Here is an 18,262-nt window from a genome sequence, read left to right on the forward strand (position 1 = left end):
AACTAAACATCAATGTTTTATTGTAGCCCTTGTAGAATTTGATTACTTAAATCTGTTTTACCTTGTTCTTTATAAACTAGGGCTAATAGATATTGATAATCTCCATTTCCTGGTTGAATGGCTATGGCTTTTTTAATAAACTGTTCTGCTAGCTTATAGTTTTTATTTTGATAATAATAAGTAGAAATATTATAAAGTGATCGTGTATCATCAGGATTTAATTCAACAGCATATTGGAGGTCAGCGATGGCGTTATCTGGTTTATTCAGCTCAAAGTATATCAAACCACGTAAATAATAAGCACGACTCATTTCAGGTGCTTTATCAATAAGTATGTTGAGCGTTTCTAGAGCCTTTTGAGGGTTCCCTATTTGGCTATAAGTAGTAGCCAAATTACTGTAAACAGGAAGCAAAAGACTATCTTTTTTTAAGGCTATTTGATAATGATAAATAGCTTCATTATACTGTTTTTTCTTATTGTAATAATCGCCCAATTGTAGTCTTCCAGTAGAAAAATCAGCATTAACACGAAGCATAGTCTCTAATTCTCCTTGAGCTTTGGTTAAATCCGATTGATTCAAGGTAGTCAGCATATTCAAATCCAAACCAGTTAGTAATTGTGCAGCAGCAACACGAACCATTTTGGTTGTATCTGAAAGACGTTTTGAAGCAACTTCAACTCGTAACTCTGGAGGTGCCAGATCAAACTTTTGTAAGGTGTTAAATCGCACTAATGGCGATGGATCTTCTAAACGACTTAAAAGTGTTTGATACTGATCTTCGGTAACAATATCTAAATTATCTATAGCGGTTGCTCTAGCAATAGCTGGATAATCCAGATTGTTAATAAAAGCATTTACCTGACTTATCTCTTCAGAAGACAATGAAGCTTTACTACTTACTAATAAATATTTTGAAAAATGATCTGCTCGCTCGTTACCATACCAGCTTTTTATCTTTTGGGAAGCCCAAGCAGGACTTTTATCACTATGGCAATTATTACAGGCATTAGGTGTGTTGAACGTGATACTTTGGTCAGGTCTTGGCACTCTAAAGCTATGATCACGTCTAAAATCATTTCCCATGTATGTTTTACCAGTCATATGACAATTAATACATTGAGATCCTTCGGTATCACTTTCATGAAAATGATGACTTGGCGTATTATATTTAGGCTCATGGCATTGTAAACAAAGGTTGTTACCTTTCATTTTTATTTCAAGTGTATGTGCATTATGGCAATCAGTACAGGTGACATCTTGATGATACATTTCTGATTGTAAAAAGGAGCCAAAAACATAATCCTCTTCCATAATCTGACCATCAACATGATAAAACTCGGTTGATAAGTTTTGCAGTATGTATTGGTTCTCAAAAGAAATATTTGGCTCTAAAGTTTCTGTCAATTTTGTACGCCTAGCGTGGCAAGGTGCACAGCTATTCATTTGATTTAGTTGGGTATCAAGAGAAATGAGATACGTGTCCTTACTCGCATTACCATTTGCCGATTTAGCCCAATTTACATGTTTTTGTGCAGGACCATGACAAGACTCACAGCTCACGTTTATTGATGAGTAGGTTGTATTATAACTATCGCCTTCAACATTATAATTTTTTTCCAGATTTGTGGAATGGCACTCGGCACACATAGTATTCCAGTTTTGTGAAACACCAGTCCAGTGCAACCAGTCATGTGGACTAATAGTATCTCCAGGATATTGATGATACCAACGTTTTTTATTGGTATCCCAGCTCACTCGCAGCACCTGCTTTTTTCCATCTTCAAAATCTACCAAATACTGTTGGAGTGGTTCCACACCAAACGTATAACCAATTATATAGGTATTTTCATCACCATTAATTTCTTTTGTTTTAACCACATAATCATCACCCTTTTGCGTGAAATAGTAAGTCACTGCATCAAGTGTTATTTCAATATTATTAAAATCACCTAAAACAGTTGAATCGTTCGCAACTTGCATGGCTAAATCGTGATGTGAACCTATCCAGTCATCATAGGCTTTTGGATGGCAGGCAGCACACTGCTTATCACCAATATAGCCATTTGATGCCATCAAGTTAGTAGCAGTTTTATTTTGTTTAGGGATATCTACAGTTTTATCAGTTTTACATGCAAGAATTACTAATAGCAGAAGAAATGGGATAATTTTATGCATGCGTATATTTTATGCGAAATTATGATATGATTAAAAACAAATGTAGCAATTTTTTAATCTTTCAAGAGACTTTTTATAGTTATCTAAAAGAGACTATTTTTTCACATTTCAAATATAGTAAACCCCTTTAATTATTTATTTTTGTGACATGGTTGATAATTTCACAAATGAATTCTTTGGAATTGGTATTCAAAATGGGAAAACACCCGAAAACCTAGGTGTTCTTTGGCGTTCTGCTCAAAATTTAGGAGCCAGTTTTATTTTTACAATAGGCAATCGCTATGCCAAACAAGCTTGTGATACGCATAATGCTGTAAAAGCGATGCCTTATTTTCATTATGATACTTTTGATGAATTTTTTAATAATCTTCCTAAAGGTGCAAGAATAGTAGGTGTGGAGCTAACAGATGAAGCCCAAGATTTAGAAACATTTTCACATCCTAGGCATTGTGTTTATTTACTAGGAGCTGAAGATCATGGCTTATCAAAACAAGCCATTGAAAAAAGTCATTACCTAGTGAAATTTAAATCTGAATTAAGTTTAAATGTATCTGTTGCTGGCAGCATTGTAATGTATGATAGAAATCTAAACAAACCACGGTCATGATTCTTAAAAACCAAGTGCTAGAACGAAAAGATAATAAGCCCATTGTTTGGGATGCCTATTTCCACAAGAATAGCCAGAAAAAACCTTTAGTCATTTTTTGCCATGGTTATAAAGGCTTTAAGGATTGGGGAGCTTGGCATTTGGTGGCACAAGAATTCTCAAAGACATATATGTTTTTTGTGAAATTTAATTTTTCTCACAATGGTGGAACAATTGACAACCCAATTGATTTTCCAGATTTAGAGGCTTTTGCTGAAAACAATTATTCCAAAGAATTAGATGATCTTGATGCTGTACTTAATTATTTTACATCCAATAATAACAACTATAGTGGTGAGATAGATCAGTCAAATATCATCATTATTGGGCATTCTAGAGGTGGAGGCATAGCCGTTATAAAGGCTAGTGAAGATAATAGAATTGGCAAGTTGATTACTTGGGCAGGCGTTTGTGATTTTGCTAAACGTACAGCTACTGTGGGAGATTTGGAACAGTGGAAAAAAGATGGCGTTAAATATGTTTTAAATGGTAGAACAAAACAGCAAATGCCACATAATTATCAATTCTATGAAGATTTTGAGGCCAATCAAGACCGATTAAACATTGAAAAAGCTATAAAAAAGATAACAATTCCAACATTAATTATTCATGGAACTAGCGATACTTCGGTATTGTACAAAGAAGCCGAAAATTTACATGAATGGCATACTCATAGTGTTCTTTTTCCTGTAAAAAATGCCGATCATGTTTTCAATTCGAAACATCCGTGGGAGGATGATAAATTGCCACAAGAACTCCAGGAAGTAGTTAGTGAAACCGTGTCTTTTATTAAGAATTGAACTATTGAAATAAAGCTATTTATTATCATATATTTTTTAAGTTTTAATTATATTTAGAAGTATCATTAATCATTAAATAAACCAAATATGGCGTTTTATAATAAAGCAAAATGGGTATTAGGCATCTTAATAGTATTTGTATTGATTGTCGCAACCAATTTAATTGATAGAAATAATTTTATACGTGTAAAAGATTCTGTCACAACTATTTATGAAGATAGACTTATAGCAAAAGATATTATTTTTGATATGTCTAAATTGATACATGAAAAAGAAGTAGCCATTGTAAGCACTGATAGTGTATTTTTTAATTCGAGTAATAAAGTAGTTAATAATAGTTTACAGGAATTACTATTAAAATTTGAGCAAACTAAATTAACAAAAGAAGAGAACCAGATTTTTAGTAATCTCAAGGAAGATGTTTTGGTTTTGAAAGGACTAGAAGACAACTATTTGCAAGATAACCGCACTAATAAGTCCAAATATCTCAATCAAATTAAGGTTGTAAAAGGCGATTTAAATGACCTATCTGATATTCAGATTGATGAGGGTAAAAGGCAAATGTTCATTAGCAAGAAAGCCATTGACACTGTTGAACTTTTTACTCAAATAGAAATATACTTGCTCATATTTCTCGCCATTGTTATTCAAATTATCATTATGTATAAGCCTAAAGAAAAAGCTTAATTAAGCTTCTTTATGAGCTATCTGTGATTTTTTACCCAGTTTACTTACTGATATAAAACGTATCTAGGCGGCTTTATACCATTTAATCGCATATACACTAGCATTTGTCCTCTATGATGTGCTATATGGTCAGCAAGTAACAAGAAGATTTGCCGTTTCGTTCTATTTAAACCTAAATAGTTTAATCTATCATTGAATTTAGTGGTATCAAAACTCTTAATAAATTTTATAGTTTCATCAAAAGTCTTATCAATAGCTGCTAGCATCTCTTCTTTCGATTTATTTGCCACTTTAAGTTCAGTGTCTGTTTCCCAATTTCTTGCCTTTCGGTCACCTAATAAGGTTTGACAATGCCAATCCATGGCCCAAGCAATATGCATTAAATTTTCTGCAAAGCTCATAGATTCTGGTGATGCTTTAAAGTTATACTGTTCTTCCGGCATGTTTTCAGCAACAAGAATTAAGTAATTGCGTGAATTTTCTAATCGCTCCAAATAGTCTTTTATAAAATCATTTTGTTGTGCAAATGATTGCATAGTAACTGAAGACAAGATTACGGTTAAGGTCAGAATGGATAAATGTTTCATTTTGTTATCGTTTCTTATTTATAGTGGATAATGTTGTTTATTATTGGTTTTAGTTTCATAACTAATTTAGCGAATCGACTAGAATTGCAACACTAAAAAAACAAAAACAATGAACTTTCAATGACGTTAGTCGGTTTTTATTTTTTATTTATAGTCAAATAATAATTCCAATTTATTAAATCCGTTTTCAGTCGGTAATTTTCAATTTTCATTTTTCTTGGTAACGGAATACTGTCAAAATTTATTGATTTGTCAGAATACTTTAGAAAAATTGAGTCCGATTCTATTTTTGCATTACCAAAATAGTGTTCAGGGCGAAAAAGTCCTTGACGGTTTATTCTAAATCTATTGTCGATTAATAATACGAATTCAATACCACCGATTTGAGACTCTTGATATGCTCTAATTTTTACCTTTTCCGAGTTGGAGTCAAAATCATTTTTTTCATTTCCACAACTAAATATTGTCATTAGAGCAAATACACAAAAGATTAAATTAGGATTCATTTTCTTAAATTGGCTACAGTGTTTAGGCTATAATTCTGCAGGAATTATTCGCTTTAGGAATCATGCATTAAAAAATAGTTTTTTGTATAGTAGGAAGTAACAATAAACTATTACCATTGGTAGCAACAGTAGTTTATTTAAATGAATTTCAAATTATATTTTCCGCAAATAGCAGTAACCTTTTTCATGTCAGGTGGTCCGACAGGCAATTCTGATAATTCTTCAAACATGCCTTCCAAACCAGCTGGAAAAATGCTCAACATAGCTTTGGCTTTTTCTTCTCCAACCACTCGCCATGCGTGTGGAATCCCTCTAGGGCAAAAGATCATATCGCCAGCAGATAAAGTTGTTGATTCTTCACCAATCATCATTTCTACTTTACCTGTCAATACGTGAAATACTTCATCTTCATTCTCATGTATATGAGGTGGAATTCCCATTCCAGGTTCGTTATGTTGCTCAATCAGGGTAAACTGGCCATTGGTATCTTTTGATGACAGTTTGATAATTTGATTATCACCCATCACATTTAACTTGTGACCAGCATCATTTTTTATAATTCTTGGTTTCATTTTAACAATAAGGTTTTTATAGTTTCCAATGGTGTTAGACTTTTATTATTTTATTTGTCCAACAGTATCTTTATATATTCTAAATATACTTGTAAGTAATTATAGCGGTCTAGTATTTCTTGAGAATAGTAAATTCTATAATCTAATAAATTTTCAAATTCTCTGTCGTTTAAAATATCATTATAATTATGGTTATGCAATTTTGAATATCCTATTTTCTTTCTATAATTACTATCGTTATTAGAAGCAATATTTCTTCCATTTGAGTTTTTATAAAAATAGGGGACAACAAAATTTAGGTTATCACCATTTGCTACTGTTTCACGTTGCTCTAAAGTTTCATTTATGGTAGTAAGTTTGTAAAGTGCAACTCTTAAGGAATCGTTTTTTAGAGATGCAATTTCGCCATTATCTTGGGCTTCTGATAGTGTATTCATATCAAGACCAAGATGATAATCAATTAGCAACATACTCATTTTTTTGTCTAGTAGTTCAAAGTCAAATTCTTCAAATGGTTTTCCAATCATGTGCATAAGACTAGTCATATTATCCATCTGGATTTTAATGTAATCTATTCTGTTCTTTGTCTGTTGAATATTTTGACTAATCTGGTTTTGCAAACGAATAGTTAAATTTTCTGATTTACGTTGTTGTTTATTTGCCTCATTCCAATTATTGATTTGTAATGCAATTAAAATACCAATAACTACAAGTATAATTTCACCAATAGCATAAATTAGATACTTGCTGAATTTATTTCTAGAGAGTAACTTATGTCTAATTTTTCTAAAGAATTTTATCATTGGTTAGCGGTTTCTAGTAATGAAGCATAACTGTTAATGTCTGATTTTTTGCACGGTTTTGCACATAATTTAGCAAGTACATACCTAACTGAAAATCAGCGAGGATTTTAGAAGGATTAATCGCGCCAAGTTAAATATACAGTTTTCTGGTTTAACATTAAGAGAGCAATGGATTATAGTTGTTGTTTTAGCCGTCTTTAGTTACATTTTTCATTCAGTTCTATTTCATAAGATTCAGTAACGTTTGGATTGTTCATCTTTTTTGCTTTATCAAGCAATTTCTTGGCTTCATTACAATCACCAATGTACATTTTTACAATTGAAAGTTTATAAATTGTATTTGAATCCTTTTTATCAAAATCAAGTGATTTTTCTAAATATTCATTCGCTTTCACAAGGAATTCATTAGAATTTTCTTTTCCATTTTCTAAACTTTCATAATAGTCACCGAGATATGTTGTGCCATAATCCGTTAATATTTTAGGGTGTTTTGGGTTAAGTTCCAATCCTTTGTCAAACTGTTCACGAGCTTTTTTCATAGCACCAAGGTTGAAGAAAATTGTTCCAAATCCATAATAGGCATCGGCATTTTTGGGATTTAACATAAATGCTTGATTAAATCGACGCATTGCAGTAACGAAATCTCCTTTATCATACAAATAAGTAAAACCTAAATCACTCATTTTTTTACTCGCAGAGATTGTGTCGCCTTCATAATATTCCAAAATGTCTTTTTTGAAATTTTCATCATCTGCTTTTTGAGATTCAGTTTTTTCAACATTTCCATATTCAGGTTGTAAACTTATATCGTTATCTGCCATTGCAGTCCATTTTTCATAATTACTATTTTGAGCAAATGAGAAAAACGTAATTAAAATTAGAACGACTAATAATTTTATCTTCATAATTTTTGGTTTAAATGGTACACTAAAGTTTTGTGTGTAATTTTGTTGCGTGTTTTAGTAACTAATTTAGAAAATACATAACAAATAGAAAATCCGCGAAACTCGAGCGTAGCGAACTGGCGCAAGTAATTTTCTGAGTAGGTGTATAAAAGTAATTACTTATAGCCACTGTTGTGCGCATTTTTTTTAATAATTATACATATCTAATTCATCAAAATCTTTTATTTCAGACAGTTTGATTAGATTTTCTATTTCAATTGTATTCCAAGTTTCTTTAAATGTCTCATCTCCTCCTTCTGCATTTTCATTGGTGTTTTCTTTTACTAATTTCTTTTTTGTTAAGAAATTAATACTTGTTACTGTATTTGCTACTGGTCCACGATTGCTGCTTGAATCGTATCCAATTAATTCAAAGTTTGAGTTTTGAAACCTGAATGTGTATTCCCAATATCCATACCTTCCGTATCCATAATGAACGCACAATTTTTCGTTTTTAATCTCAATCCATAAATCAGGTGGAAAATAAACTCCACCATCTTCATTTTCTGAAGAAAAGCAATTGTAATTTTTGTCTGCAAGTTGATAACCTTCCTCATTTTTGAATAAGACAACAATTCCACGTCTATTTCTGTCAGCTTTTTTATCAAAGCGATAGGTAACAATGTTAGTTGTATCAGTCTTTTTGATTATTAGTACACAGTCTTTAAGTCCATCTTTATTTAAGTCTCCATAATATTTTTCAAATTCTACATATCCTTCTGGAATAAAGTCAGATGGTTCTTTATCCTGTCCTTTGCAACTCAAAATAGTAAGAAGAAAAAAAGGTAATATTTTTAAAATTTTGTTCATTCAGAATTCAACTTCTATCTGTTGGTTTAAATTGCCCACAACGTATGTATAAACACCAGTATGTTTATTATTATATATATATACCAAAAAGGTGTCCTTTTGCACCCAAATCGGGAGTATATGATTACTAGTGGGTTTATGCCACTACCCAAATCTAATCATTTTAAAACATTTTTCATATAACGCGTCACTACATAATGTGCTTTATGATCCACCTATATTGTTTCCCTAGAGTTAAAGTATGGCTAGTGTATGGTTAGTGTATGGAAGTCATCGATTTTTCTTACAAAATGTAAGCACACGGCTTTTTTGAGAAAAGCCCTAGTTAAGCCGTAGTTAAGTCCTATAAAAGTCGTTTGTAAGTTCTGTCAGGACAAGACAAAAACATGCTTAAAGGATGTTAATTAACAGTATTTTACAACAATCCAATCATGCTTATTTGTAATTTTCATACAAACTAAATTACAAGGCTATGGGTTCAACAGCAATAAAAATAAGTATCGTGTTTAGTTTAAGTCTTTTGGTACTATCCTGTCAAGGGCAAACCATACAACAAACAAACACAACCAAACCAACGCACACCACAAACGCCATTGTTGGTGGTCCTTTTGAAAACCGAGACTTTATGTTTATTGGGATGCCCAAAAATATAAAAGCAACAGATACCAGTCCAGGTTGGAATCAAGAAGGGCAGAAGCTTCTCATTTCTGGGACTATCTACAAAAAGGATGGTAAAACACCAGCACCAGATATTATTCTTTATTATTACCATACTGATATTTATGGAAACTATGCAACTACAGACAATCTTGATAAGCAAGCATCTAGACATGGTTATATTCGTGGTTGGGTAAAAACCAATACTTACGGTAAATACGCCATTTATACGGTTAAACCAGCTAGTTATCCTAACAGCAACATTATGGCTCATATTCATCCAAGCATAAAAGAGCCAGATATTGATAATCCTTACTATATAGATGAATGGGTTTTTGACGACGATCCCTTTCTAACCCAATCACAACGGAACAACATGCGTAATCGTGGCGGAAATGGGGTTTTGAAAACAACAGCAAGAGACAATTTATTAGTCGCTAAACATGATATTATTCTAGGATTGAATATTCCCAATTATCCAGATAAATAAACATAAAAAAGCCAATTAATCACAAATGACTAATCGGCTTTTTAGTAGATAACTATAGGTTAAGTTACTTGAGCTTTTTCTGTTTTTTCACTTTTCCGTTTTGTTTATAATAATAAAAGTCTTCATCAGTATTCCAGTCATCATCCCAATTATTACCATGAGTATCAAAATGACTATTATGATTAGTCGTGCAACCAAATGCACCACAAACACCACACATGATGCTAAACGGATTTACAAAACCAAACGTGCTCATAATTTCTCCAAAGCGGTTGTATTGTACTGTTAGGCCTCCAACACGCGTTAGTAAACCAGAACGTCTGTTATATTGCATATAGACAGAGCCTGCACGTTTAATTTTACCAAAGCGGTCATAATTAATAAACACATTGCCAATGCGTCTTACTTTACCATCTCTATCATGCTGAATAATCACACCGCGATCTCTTGGTGTTGAAAAGTGAACACGACTTACAGTTCCTGGTGCACCAAATGTAGAATTAACCGAGCCTCTTCTTGTAATGGTGGTTGAACTTCTGTAGTAATAGTTATCACTATAAGGTGCATTATTTACCACATTGGTGTTAAAATCAAAACTACCATCTGGAAAAATCATAAATTCCACACCACGCTCTACAAACAAAATAGGTTGTGCATAACGATAGCGTGTAATTAAATCTTCACCTGAACTTACAGAATAGTTTTCTGTTGCGGTTACAGCTGTTAATCCCATTAACAACACTGTAAATAAAAGTACTTGTTTTTTCATAATACTAGGATTTAAGATTTTGCCTACTCATTAGCTTTTCGGCTTACGCTATACCTATTTGAAATACCAATTGTCATGCCAAAATTATAAAGAACTGATATACAACAACATAATGTTGTGCTGAATGTAGATTGTTTTTTATAATTTTATAAAAACTTCTATTTAGTTTATGCCAAGCGACCAATCAACTTGTAAAAATTGTGAAAGCGAATTTGAAAAAGGCTTTGAGTTTTGTCCACATTGTGGTCAAAAAGTAAATGACGAATTAACTATAGGCGTATTGTTTTACAATACTATTAGTAATTACTTTTCTTTTGATGCGCGCTTTTTTAAGAGTTTTATTCCGTTGATGATTAAACCAGGCTATTTGGCCAAAAAGTTTCTTGAAGGCAAAAGACTATTGTATTTACATCCAGCCCAGATGTATTTATTTATTTCTGTTATTTTTTTCTTTTTGTTTTCGTTTGTAGCCAGAGAGCAGGAGGAGAGTATTGATAAGGCTTTGAAAGGCAGTTTTGAAAAAGCAAAAAAGGTAGCAGATACGCTTTCGGAAAAAGGATTAGATTCTGCCCAAGTAGCTAAATTAATGGCGCCTTATGAAGCAAACAAAGATAAGTTAGGATTACCTGAAGAGGAAATAAAAGAGTTGGATTCTATTATAAAAAAAGGAGGTAATACGAAACCTAATATGAATTTTGGCTTTGATGAAAATAAAATCGATTCATTAATTGATGCTGGTGCTTCAGATAAGGTTATATATAAAGAAATGGGAATGGATGATGATGCTGGTTACTTCTCTAAACGATTCTATGCGCAAATGCTCAAATTTTATAAGACCAAGAGTGGTGGCTCCATACTTAAGGCCTTTTATGACACCATTCCAATTGCTATGTTCTTTTTACTACCAATTTTTGCCTTAATACTGAAACTCTTTTATTACCGAAAAGGACGCTATGCTTATCATTTGGTATTTAGTTTTTACTTTTTCTCCTTTTTATTTACAGTATTTAGTATCCTGTTGCTTTTAAATTTTGCTTTGGAAGCATTTCCTGGCTGGATTACAACACTTATAATTTTATCTGTGTTTATTTATTTATTTCTAGCCTTAAAACGATTTTATAACCAAGGATGGTTTTTAAGTTTTTTCAAGTGTAGTTTGGTGACCTTTACCTTTTTTGTCTTTTTGTTCCCGGCGTCATTGGCGGTACTTTTTGTAGCCTTTTTGTCGTATTAAAGTTTTGACTTTAAATATTGCCCTGTAATAGAGTTTTTGTTTTTAACGATGTCTTCTGGAGTGCCTTCGGCTATGAGATTACCACCTCGTTTACCACCTTCAGGACCTAAATCAATTATATAATCGGCACATTTTATCAATTCCAAGTTGTGCTCAATAACAATAATAGAATGCCCTTTACCAATAAGTGCTTGGAAAGATTTTAGTAGCTTTTGAATATCATGAAAATGCAAGCCTGTAGTTGGTTCATCAAAAATAAATAGGGTATTAGCACCTTTCGTCCCTTTTCCTAAAAAGCTAGCCAGTTTTATACGTTGTGCCTCACCACCCGAAAGGGTAGAGGAGCTTTGTCCTAATGTTACATAACCTAAACCAACATCTTGAAGTGGTTGTAATTTACCTTGAATCTTGGACTGCTGATTATTTGTAAAAAATTCAATGGCATCATCAATAGTTAGGTTTAAAATGTCATCAATGGTTTTACCCTCAAACGTAACTTCTAGGACTTCCTTTTTAAAGCGTTTACCATTACAAGTCTCACAAGTAAGATGTACATCGGCCATAAATTGCATTTCAATAGTCACTTCACCTTCACCTTTACAAGTTTCGCAACGACCACCATCTACATTAAACGAAAAGTGTTTGGCTTGATAATTACGAATCTTACTCAATTTTTGACTGGCATAAAGCGCACGAATATCATCATAGGCTTTAATATAAGTTACAGGGTTGGAGCGTGATGAACGACCAATAGGATTTTGGTCAACAAATTCAATGTGCTCAATATTACTGAAATTGCCTTTCAGTTCAGAAAATTGCCCTGCTTTATCACTAAAATCAGTTAGTTTCTTTTGAATGGCAGGATATACTATCTTTTTTATCAATGTGCTTTTTCCGCTTCCAGAAACACCAGTGACAACGGTTAGCATACCCAAAGGTAAGGTAACATCAATATTTTTTAGGTTATTCTCCTTGGCACCAACAATCTCAACCGCATATTTTGATGTACGACGCTTATCAGGAACTTCAATTTTAAGAGTTTCATTTAAGTATTGTGCTGTAAGTGAATCCGAATTTAAAATATCTGAATAAGTGCCAGTGGCTACAACTTTTCCGCCATAAGTTCCAGCTTCAGGGCCTATATCAATAATCTCATCTGCAGCTTGCATAATATCTTCATCATGCTCAACAACAATTACGGTATTTCCTAAATCACGAAGAGCTTTTAAAACACATATTAATCGTTCTGTATCCTTTGGATGTAAACCAATACTAGGTTCGTCAAGAATATACATTGACCCAACTAAACTACTACCAAGGGAAGTGGCTAAATTTATACGTTGACTCTCACCACCTGATAGGGTGTTTGACTTCCGGTTTAAGGTTAAATAGTTTAAGCCTACGTTGGTTAAATAGGAGAGACGATTTTTAATTTCTTTTAATAACCTATTTGCGATGTTTAAATCGTTGTCTGATAACTCTAATTGATTAAAAAACATACTTAATTCGTCAATGGGCATATCGACCAAATCAGTAATTGTTTTGCCGCCAACCATAACATAATTAGCTTCAGGTCTTAAACGCTTTCCGTGGCAAGTTTTGCATTTTGTTTTACCGCGATAACGTGATAACATTACCCGATTCTGAATTTTATAAGCTTTAGATTCTAATTCAGCGAAAAAGCTATTTAAGCCCTCAAAATACGCATTACCATCCCAAATTAACTGTTTGTGTTCATCACTCAACTCAAAATAAGGTTTGTGTATTGGAAAATCGAATTTATGGGAGTTATTGACCAATTGATCGCGATACCAGCTCATGCTCTCACCACGCCAAGGGAAAAGTGCGTTTTCATAAACTGATAATCCTGTATTAGGTATTACCAGATCTTCATCAATGCCAATAACATCACCATATCCTTCACATTTTGGACAAGCACCATAGGGATTGTTAAAACTAAAAAGATGTACGTTTGGTTCTAAAAACGTCATGCCATCTAACTCAAAAGCATTACTAAATGACTTTTGCTTATTGTTTGATAGTTGCTCAATAATGCATGTACCTTTACCTTCAAAAAATGCTGTTTGAATAGCATCTGCTAAACGGTTGTAAAAGTCTTCGTCATCTTTTTTAATAATCCTATCAACAACTAGAAATAAATCATTTTTATTGATTACATCTATATTCGCTTCATCTATTCTAATGATATCATCTTTAGCTTTTATCCTTGCATAGCCTTGCTGATTTAGTACTTTTAGTTTATCTGATAATTTTCGACCTTCTTCCAAAAGTACTGGAGCAAGAAGCAAAAGTTTGTCGCCTTCAGCAAGTGTTTTTATATAGTTTAAAACATCAGTTACGGTATCTTTTTTCACCTCATTACCTGATTTTGGTGAATAGGTCTTGCCAATTCGCGCATACAATAATTTTAGATAATCATATATTTCTGTTGACGTCCCAACTGTTGAGCGTGGGTTTGTTGAATTCACTTTCTGCTCAATAGCAATAGCTGGTGCAATACCCTTTATGAAATCTACTTTAGGTTTATTCAAACGACCTAAAAATTGGCGTGCGTAACTCGAAAGACTTTCAACATAACGCCTTTGACCTTCAGCATATAAGGTGTCAAAAGCCAAACTGGACTTACCAGAACCCGATAAACCCGTAATAACTACTAACTTATTTCTAGGAATGACAACATCAATATTTTTTAGGTTATGCAGTTTAGCACCTTTTATTATGATGTTTTCTTTTGGGTTTACTTCTGAAATATTAGTAATCATAGGGTTTTACGCAAGATAATTTGGCAAAGATACTACAAGTAATTCATCTTAAAAAATGGATTGTTTTATAATATTTTGTGTAAAAAATTAAATTTTTTTTGCTTTTTTGGAATGAATGTTGTTATATTTGAACTGTATTATTCTAAAAATCACGATAGTAGCCTATAAGCAAAACATTACTTTTTAAAATTTTTTAACCCCAACCCAGAAGCTATATTCTGGAAAAAAAGTAATGATTATGCAACACGAACTTATCACTGATGCTACTTTAGTTTCTAATTACATAAAAGGAGACGAGCGTGCTATTGAAATTTTAATCAATAGGCACAAACAACGTGTTTACAGCTTTATCTACTCAAAAGTTTTTGACAGAGATGTTGCTGAAGATATTTTTCAAGATACCTTTATTAAAGTTATTAAAACCCTCAAACTTGGCAAGTATAATGAGGAAGGTAAGTTTTTACCTTGGGTTATGCGTATTTCTCATAATTTGGTCATTGATTTCTTTAGAAAAAATAACCGCATGCCTAAATTTAGTAATACAGGAGACTTTAATATATTTTCAGTTTTAAGTGATTCATCTTTAGATGCTGAAAAGAGCATTATAAAAAATCAGGTAGAAAAAGATGTTCGTCGTGTTATTGAAGAGTTACCTGATGATCAAAAAGAGGTGCTAATTATGCGTATGTATAACGATATGAGCTTTAAGGAAATATCAGAGAAAACAGGCGTTAGTATCAATACAGCTCTAGGAAGAATGCGTTATGCATTAATAAACATGCGTAAAATAATTGACAAGCATAATATAGTTTTAACAAATTAATACAATAAATAAAAAATATGAACGTTAAGTAAAGTATTAAGAACCAAATAATCAATTAAATGGCAAAACTTTACTCTAAACAAAATCCTCAAAAACAACTTAATCTAAACCCAAAAGAAGAAACGGTTAATTTTCTTCTTAATTATTCGAAGGCTTTAAGTGTTATAAATTGTAATAAGATGAAGTTTGAAGCACTTCTCAACTAAACTTTGAAAAAGTCCTGATTAGTCTCAGGACTTTTTTTTTATTTCTTTTTTGAATAATAGTCTTTGAGTACTGTCTTTCTTCCAATAGTTTTGGTAATCACATCTTTTTCCAAATCCCAACCCCTTGCAGGTGAGTATTCACGACCATACCAGATAATTTGTAAATGTAAATCATTCCAAAGTTCTCTTGGGAATAAACGTTTAGAGTCTTTTTCTGTTTGAACAACATTTTTTCCATTAGTAAAACCCCAACGATACATAAGCCTGTGTATGTGCGTATCAACAGGAAAAGCAGGAATACCAAAAGCTTGGGATAAAACCACAGCTGCTGTTTTATGACCAACAGCTGGTAATTCTTCTAATTCCTCATAGGTTTGTGGAACTTCACCATTATGTTTATCAATTAAAATTTTAGAAAGACCATAAATCCCTTTGCTTTTCATTGGTGACAAACCAACAGGTTTAATAATTTCTCTGATTTCTTCAACTGATAGCTTAATCATATCATAAGGATTATCTGCCTTTGCAAACAATAAGGGTGTGATTTGATTGACGCGTACATCTGTACTCTGTGCTGACATAAGAACAGCAATTAACAAGGTATATGGGTCTTTATGCTCTAAAGGAATAGGAATGGTTGGATATAGCGTGTTTAACGTTTTTATAACGAAATCTACCTTTTCTTGCTTGGTCATATGTTGTACTTTTGAAAAAACCAAAGTTAAGAATTATGACACAATTGAAACCAGGAGATAAAGCTCCAGATTTTACAGCAAACGATGAACAAGGAAATGACATTTCTTTATCAGATTATAAAGGGAAAAAGTTGGTATTATTCTTTTACCCAAAAGCAAGCACACCAGGCTGTACAGCTGAAGCCTGTAACTTAAGCGATAATTATGAGCAGTTTAAGGAAAAAGGTTATGATATTTTAGGTGTAAGTGCTGATAGCCAAAAAAGACAGTCTAATTTTAAAAATAAATATAATTTTCCATATCCATTGTTGGCAGATGAAGACAAAACTGTAATTGAAGCCTATGGTATTTGGGGACCAAAGAAGTTTATGGGACGAGAATATGATGGTATTCATAGAACAACATTTGTTATTGACGAGAAAGGCATAATAGAAGATGTCATTACAAAAGTTAAGACAAAGGATCATACAAATCAGATCCTTGATTAAAATAAAAAAGAGACCTGAATATGGTCGCTTTTTATTGAATTTATGATGTTTTTAATTATAAATCGTCTGGATGCATAACCTCTTCGGTTTCAAAACCAAAAAGGCTTTTCTCTTTAATTAATTTGGCAACACCTTCAGGTAACATTGACTCCCAACCGTCTTCACCTTCGCTAATCATTTTTAAGACGGTTCTTGAGAAAACAGTTAGGTTAGATGCATCATAGTCAGCAATATCTACTACTTTGCCATTATACTTGAAGAATTTATATAATTCCTTCATTCTAGGATGTACCTTGAGGTTTTCGCTGGTAGTGAGTGTACCATCATCATTCTGCATAGGATAGAGGTAAACACGTAAATCTTTAAAGAAAAGTTTACCAAAAGCTTCGAGAATACCACCACTTAAGTGACGATAATATTTCTCATCAAAAATATCTACAAGGTTGTTGACTCCCATTGCGAGTCCCATACGACTTTTAGTATATTGAGAAAAGTATTCAACGAGCTTATAATATTCTTGGAAATTTGAAATTAGAACGGTTTGACCTAAAGAACATAACAGTCTTGCACGATCCATAAAATCCTGCTCATCAATTTCACCTTCTGCTCTTAAATTGGATAATGTAATTTCAAAGACTACTTGTGTTTTATCAGCATCTACCTTATTTTCCTTTATAAACATGTCATATGATTTTTGAAACATATCCATGTTTACTTTAGTTACTGGTCTAAAACTTCCACGTAGTGCTAAAATATTCTTTTTGTAAAGTACACGAGCTGGTAATACATTATTACCATCTGGAGCAAACATTACAGCATCAGTCATACCGTTTTTAACAAGCTGTAAGCTCATAAGTCGGTTATCAACACTTTCAAATACTGGTCCTGAAAAATTGATTGTATCAATTTCCAATTGATCTTTATCCAAATGATCGTATAGATAACGCAATAATTTTTTAGGTTCGTTATACTTATAAAACGCACCATATATAAGATTGGTTCCGAGAATACCTAACGTTTCTTGTTGCAAGCGCGCATCGTTTTCTTTGAAGCGCAAATGCAGGGTAATTTCATTATAATCATCATCAGCATCAATCTGATATCGGATTCCTACCCAACCATGACCTTTATATTTTTTTGCAAAATCAATAGTTGCAACCGTATTCGCATAAGAGAAAAACAATTTGTGTGGATGTTTATCCCGAATTAATCGTTGCTCGATAAGTTCAATTTCATGATCCAGCATTTTACGTAAACGTGCTTCAGTGACATAACGACCATCATCTTCAATTCCATAGATAGCATCACTAAAATCCTTATCATAAGCAGACATAGCTTTGGCAATAGTACCTGAAGCACCTCCAGCTCTAAAAAACTGTCTCACAGTTTCTTGACCTGCACCAATTTCAGCAAAAGTACCGTAAATATTTTCGTTGAGATTTATACGTAGTGCTTTCGTTTTTAATGAGGGAACTTCATCAAACTCTTTATCACCTTTTAAGCTAATTTCCATTGTAAATTGGGATTAATTCTTAGCTACAAAGGTATTAAATTACCATGTCAAACAAAAAAATAACCCTATTTT

Annotated in this window: 18 protein-coding genes; 7 read left to right on the forward strand and 11 right to left on the reverse strand. The window is 32.6% G+C overall.

Translation table 11 applies throughout. The annotated features are described in order from the left end of the window. Positions 1–17 precede the first annotated feature (17 nt). Complete coding sequence (locus HGK31_RS09060; protein WP_191859464.1) at positions 18–2,177, reverse strand: tetratricopeptide repeat protein; 2,160 nt, start codon at positions 2,175–2,177, stop codon at positions 18–20. Between the two features lie 148 nt (positions 2,178–2,325). Between HGK31_RS09060 and HGK31_RS09065 the strand changes: the two genes are divergently transcribed. The 3 genes from HGK31_RS09065 (at position 2,326) to HGK31_RS09075 (ending at position 4,310) form a co-directional block, all read left to right on the forward strand. Further along, entirely contained in the window at positions 2,326–2,784 is a 459-nt protein-coding gene (locus tag HGK31_RS09065; RefSeq protein ID WP_191859465.1) for an RNA methyltransferase, read from the forward strand. After that, the gene (locus tag HGK31_RS09070) at positions 2,781–3,623 is read left to right on the forward strand and encodes an alpha/beta hydrolase family protein (protein WP_191859466.1); all 843 of its coding nucleotides are present in this window, start codon (positions 2,781–2,783) and stop codon (positions 3,621–3,623) included. Before HGK31_RS09065 ends, HGK31_RS09070 begins: the two co-directional genes overlap by 4 nt. 87 nt (positions 3,624–3,710) lie before the next feature. Continuing rightward, a complete protein-coding gene (locus HGK31_RS09075; protein WP_191859467.1) occupies positions 3,711–4,310 on the forward strand; it encodes an MCP four helix bundle domain-containing protein in 600 nt (199 codons plus the stop codon). 44 nt (positions 4,311–4,354) lie between these two features. On the opposite strand, the gene HGK31_RS09080 is transcribed toward HGK31_RS09075, so the two are convergent. The 6 genes from HGK31_RS09080 to HGK31_RS09105 all read right to left on the reverse strand — a co-directional run bounded on the left by HGK31_RS09080 (position 4,355) and on the right by HGK31_RS09105 (position 8,532). Further along, positions 4,355–4,897: a DinB family protein gene (locus HGK31_RS09080; protein WP_191859468.1), complete on the reverse strand. Its 543-nt coding sequence runs from the start codon at positions 4,895–4,897 to the stop codon at positions 4,355–4,357. 137 nt (positions 4,898–5,034) lie between these two features. After that, positions 5,035–5,403 (reverse strand): hypothetical protein, encoded by a 369-nt coding sequence (locus HGK31_RS09085; RefSeq protein WP_191859469.1) that lies wholly within the window; start codon positions 5,401–5,403, stop codon positions 5,035–5,037. A gap of 137 nt (positions 5,404–5,540) precedes the next feature. Beyond that, the gene (locus HGK31_RS09090; RefSeq protein ID WP_191859470.1) at positions 5,541–5,975 is read right to left on the reverse strand and encodes a cupin domain-containing protein; all 435 of its coding nucleotides are present in this window, start codon (positions 5,973–5,975) and stop codon (positions 5,541–5,543) included. A gap of 50 nt (positions 5,976–6,025) precedes the next feature. Further along, positions 6,026–6,778 carry a DUF6090 family protein gene (locus HGK31_RS09095; RefSeq protein WP_191859741.1) on the reverse strand — a complete coding sequence of 251 codons (753 nt, stop codon included), beginning with the start codon at positions 6,776–6,778 and terminating at the stop codon, positions 6,026–6,028. Between the two features lie 197 nt (positions 6,779–6,975). After that, the gene (locus tag HGK31_RS09100; RefSeq protein ID WP_191859471.1) at positions 6,976–7,683 is read right to left on the reverse strand and encodes a tetratricopeptide repeat protein; all 708 of its coding nucleotides are present in this window, start codon (positions 7,681–7,683) and stop codon (positions 6,976–6,978) included. Positions 7,684–7,869: 186 nt separating this feature from the next. Further along, a complete protein-coding gene (locus HGK31_RS09105) occupies positions 7,870–8,532 on the reverse strand; it encodes a hypothetical protein (RefSeq protein WP_191859472.1) in 663 nt (220 codons plus the stop codon). 472 nt (positions 8,533–9,004) lie between these two features. Between HGK31_RS09105 and HGK31_RS09110 the strand changes: the two genes are divergently transcribed. Next, positions 9,005–9,679, forward strand: a complete 675-nt coding sequence (locus tag HGK31_RS09110; RefSeq protein WP_191859473.1) for a dioxygenase family protein — start codon at positions 9,005–9,007, stop codon at positions 9,677–9,679. A 64-nt stretch (positions 9,680–9,743) separates the two neighbouring features. On the opposite strand, the gene HGK31_RS09115 is transcribed toward HGK31_RS09110, so the two are convergent. Beyond that, positions 9,744–10,448: a hypothetical protein gene (locus tag HGK31_RS09115; protein WP_191859474.1), complete on the reverse strand. Its 705-nt coding sequence runs from the start codon at positions 10,446–10,448 to the stop codon at positions 9,744–9,746. Between the two features lie 169 nt (positions 10,449–10,617). Between HGK31_RS09115 and HGK31_RS09120 the strand changes: the two genes are divergently transcribed. Continuing rightward, a complete protein-coding gene (locus tag HGK31_RS09120) occupies positions 10,618–11,682 on the forward strand; it encodes a DUF3667 domain-containing protein (protein WP_191859475.1) in 1,065 nt (354 codons plus the stop codon). Here the strand turns inward: HGK31_RS09120 and uvrA are convergent. Continuing rightward, the gene (gene uvrA, locus HGK31_RS09125; protein WP_191859476.1) at positions 11,679–14,465 is read right to left on the reverse strand and encodes an excinuclease ABC subunit UvrA; all 2,787 of its coding nucleotides are present in this window, start codon (positions 14,463–14,465) and stop codon (positions 11,679–11,681) included. The two genes, HGK31_RS09120 and uvrA, sit on opposite strands and share 4 nt — an antisense overlap. Positions 14,466–14,703: 238 nt before the next feature. Here uvrA and HGK31_RS09130 point away from each other — a divergent pair, with 238 nt between their 5' ends. After that, positions 14,704–15,288, forward strand: coding sequence for an RNA polymerase sigma factor (locus tag HGK31_RS09130; protein ID WP_104735744.1), 585 nt, complete (start codon positions 14,704–14,706; stop codon positions 15,286–15,288). Positions 15,289–15,532: 244 nt separating this feature from the next. Here HGK31_RS09130 and HGK31_RS09135 read toward each other — a convergent pair whose 3' ends face one another. After that, positions 15,533–16,189, reverse strand: a complete 657-nt coding sequence (locus tag HGK31_RS09135) for an endonuclease III domain-containing protein (RefSeq protein ID WP_191859477.1) — start codon at positions 16,187–16,189, stop codon at positions 15,533–15,535. Positions 16,190–16,224: 35 nt separating this feature from the next. On the opposite strand from HGK31_RS09135, the gene bcp reads away from it, so the two are divergent. Further along, positions 16,225–16,677 (forward strand): thioredoxin-dependent thiol peroxidase, encoded by a 453-nt coding sequence (gene bcp, locus HGK31_RS09140; protein WP_191859478.1) that lies wholly within the window; start codon positions 16,225–16,227, stop codon positions 16,675–16,677. A gap of 55 nt (positions 16,678–16,732) precedes the next feature. Here the strand turns inward: bcp and HGK31_RS09145 are convergent, their stop codons facing one another. Then, a complete protein-coding gene (locus HGK31_RS09145; protein WP_104733858.1) occupies positions 16,733–18,190 on the reverse strand; it encodes a nicotinate-nucleotide adenylyltransferase in 1,458 nt (485 codons plus the stop codon). Positions 18,191–18,262: the final 72 nt, after the last annotated feature.

It is taken from the genome of Hanstruepera ponticola (genome assembly GCF_012931685.1).
Classification (GTDB): Bacteria; Bacteroidota; Bacteroidia; order Flavobacteriales; family Flavobacteriaceae; genus Hanstruepera; species Hanstruepera ponticola.

Bases quoted from the DNA above. Each gene is read 5' to 3' on its own strand.
- HGK31_RS09060 (WP_191859464.1), bottom strand. From the start codon at position 2,177: ATGCATAAAATTATCCCATTTCTTCTGCTATTAGTAATTCTTGCATGT.
- HGK31_RS09065 (WP_191859465.1), top strand. From the start codon at position 2,326: ATGGTTGATAATTTCACAAATGAATTCTTTGGAATTGGTATTCAAAAT.
- HGK31_RS09070 (WP_191859466.1), top strand. From the start codon at position 2,781: ATGATTCTTAAAAACCAAGTGCTAGAACGAAAAGATAATAAGCCCATT.
- HGK31_RS09075 (WP_191859467.1), top strand. From the start codon at position 3,711: ATGGCGTTTTATAATAAAGCAAAATGGGTATTAGGCATCTTAATAGTA.
- HGK31_RS09080 (WP_191859468.1), bottom strand. From the start codon at position 4,897: ATGAAACATTTATCCATTCTGACCTTAACCGTAATCTTGTCTTCAGTT.
- HGK31_RS09085 (WP_191859469.1), bottom strand. From the start codon at position 5,403: ATGAATCCTAATTTAATCTTTTGTGTATTTGCTCTAATGACAATATTT.
- HGK31_RS09090 (WP_191859470.1), bottom strand. From the start codon at position 5,975: ATGAAACCAAGAATTATAAAAAATGATGCTGGTCACAAGTTAAATGTG.
- HGK31_RS09095 (WP_191859741.1), bottom strand. From the start codon at position 6,778: ATGATAAAATTCTTTAGAAAAATTAGACATAAGTTACTCTCTAGAAAT.
- HGK31_RS09100 (WP_191859471.1), bottom strand. From the start codon at position 7,683: ATGAAGATAAAATTATTAGTCGTTCTAATTTTAATTACGTTTTTCTCA.
- HGK31_RS09105 (WP_191859472.1), bottom strand. From the start codon at position 8,532: ATGAACAAAATTTTAAAAATATTACCTTTTTTTCTTCTTACTATTTTG.
- HGK31_RS09110 (WP_191859473.1), top strand. From the start codon at position 9,005: ATGGGTTCAACAGCAATAAAAATAAGTATCGTGTTTAGTTTAAGTCTT.
- HGK31_RS09115 (WP_191859474.1), bottom strand. From the start codon at position 10,448: ATGAAAAAACAAGTACTTTTATTTACAGTGTTGTTAATGGGATTAACA.
- HGK31_RS09120 (WP_191859475.1), top strand. From the start codon at position 10,618: ATGCCAAGCGACCAATCAACTTGTAAAAATTGTGAAAGCGAATTTGAA.
- uvrA (WP_191859476.1), bottom strand. From the start codon at position 14,465: ATGATTACTAATATTTCAGAAGTAAACCCAAAAGAAAACATCATAATA.
- HGK31_RS09130 (WP_104735744.1), top strand. From the start codon at position 14,704: ATGCAACACGAACTTATCACTGATGCTACTTTAGTTTCTAATTACATA.
- HGK31_RS09135 (WP_191859477.1), bottom strand. From the start codon at position 16,189: ATGACCAAGCAAGAAAAGGTAGATTTCGTTATAAAAACGTTAAACACG.
- bcp (WP_191859478.1), top strand. From the start codon at position 16,225: ATGACACAATTGAAACCAGGAGATAAAGCTCCAGATTTTACAGCAAAC.
- HGK31_RS09145 (WP_104733858.1), bottom strand. From the start codon at position 18,190: ATGGAAATTAGCTTAAAAGGTGATAAAGAGTTTGATGAAGTTCCCTCA.